General features: G+C 29.3%; 1 protein-coding gene. It reads right to left on the bottom strand.

From position 1 onward, the window contains the following. Window positions 1-144: 144 nt before the first annotated feature. Window positions 145-1,020, bottom strand: coding sequence for a carboxypeptidase-like regulatory domain-containing protein (locus GQO80_RS15710; protein WP_232333212.1), 876 nt, complete (start codon window positions 1,018-1,020; stop codon window positions 145-147). Window positions 1,021-1,137: the final 117 nt, after the last annotated feature.

The raw sequence follows: 1,137 nt of genomic DNA, 5'->3' as shown, positions 1-1,137 counted from the left end.
CCAACGTGTTTGTGTAAGATTAGTTGCGTGGTTTAAGCACTAAAGTTAGCAAATAAATCACAGATAGAAAGTCCGCGAGGACTTTCGTAAATAGACTAAAACCAGCAATTAATTTTATACGGTGTTGTAATGCGTTTTTATTTTTTAATAACTTAATTCGATTCCGATTCCTAAACTCAATTCATTAAAGTCGTTAACTTTATAATATTTTAGAAATCCATAAATTCCTTTGTACTGTTTTTTTATTTCAGCGTGGTATTCGCTCAAGTTTTTATAAATCGTTGTTTTCGCAGATATAGACATTAAAAATGGTTGTCCAATCCAAGTTCCAAGTCCGAATGTTGGTCCAATGGAATTTATATTTTCGTTTTCCGACGTTTTATTATAGTCAATAGTGCTTAAGCCAACTATCGCATTAAAACGATTAAAATTAAGACTTGTTTCAACTGAATATGCAGTTAATTCTATATTATTATCATACTCCAAGTTTCTCAAAGCGGTATTGATGTCAGCGTTAAAATCACAACTGACAAAAAGATGATGAAAATTCAAGTAAGCGTTAAGAAACTTATTTTCTTTTAGGTTGGTTTGGTAACTAATTCCAGTTTTAATTGTTGGCCAATTATAATTTGGTGTAAAAGAAAAGTGAATTAGTCCACCAACAGGATTATTAACAACTCCGCTATTTAAATAAAAACCAATATGACGTTCATCAAACCAATCAATATTACAATCTTCTTTTAAGAATACTTCAATTTTTTTTTCTGTTTCTAATTTATATTCTAAAGTTTGAAAACCTAAAAATGAAAATGAAAGTATGTTTAGAGAGTCTGGAACAGAAATTTTGAAATATCCGTCAAAGTCAGTTTTGGTTCCGATTTTTGTTCCTTTAATTACAACATTTACTCCTGGAAGTGGTGTTTTGTCACTTTTTACTTTTACAATTCCGCTATACTCTTTTGATTGACAAAATGTAATTCCGCTTGTAAATAAAAATAGTAGAAGTAATGCTTTTTTCAAAATAGGTCAGTTTAATTTGAGTTCAATTTATATCAGATTTTTATTTTGAAAAAGTCATATTTAGTGAAACTATATTTTGGTTGAGTAAACGTGCTCTCAAATGCATTACAACGGTCT

This window comes from Mariniflexile maritimum (genome assembly GCF_009746565.1).
Lineage (GTDB): Bacteria > Bacteroidota > Bacteroidia > Flavobacteriales > Flavobacteriaceae > Mariniflexile > Mariniflexile maritimum.
Note: the sequence above shows the minus strand (reverse complement) of the source record. Positions and strands in the feature narration are given on the sequence as shown.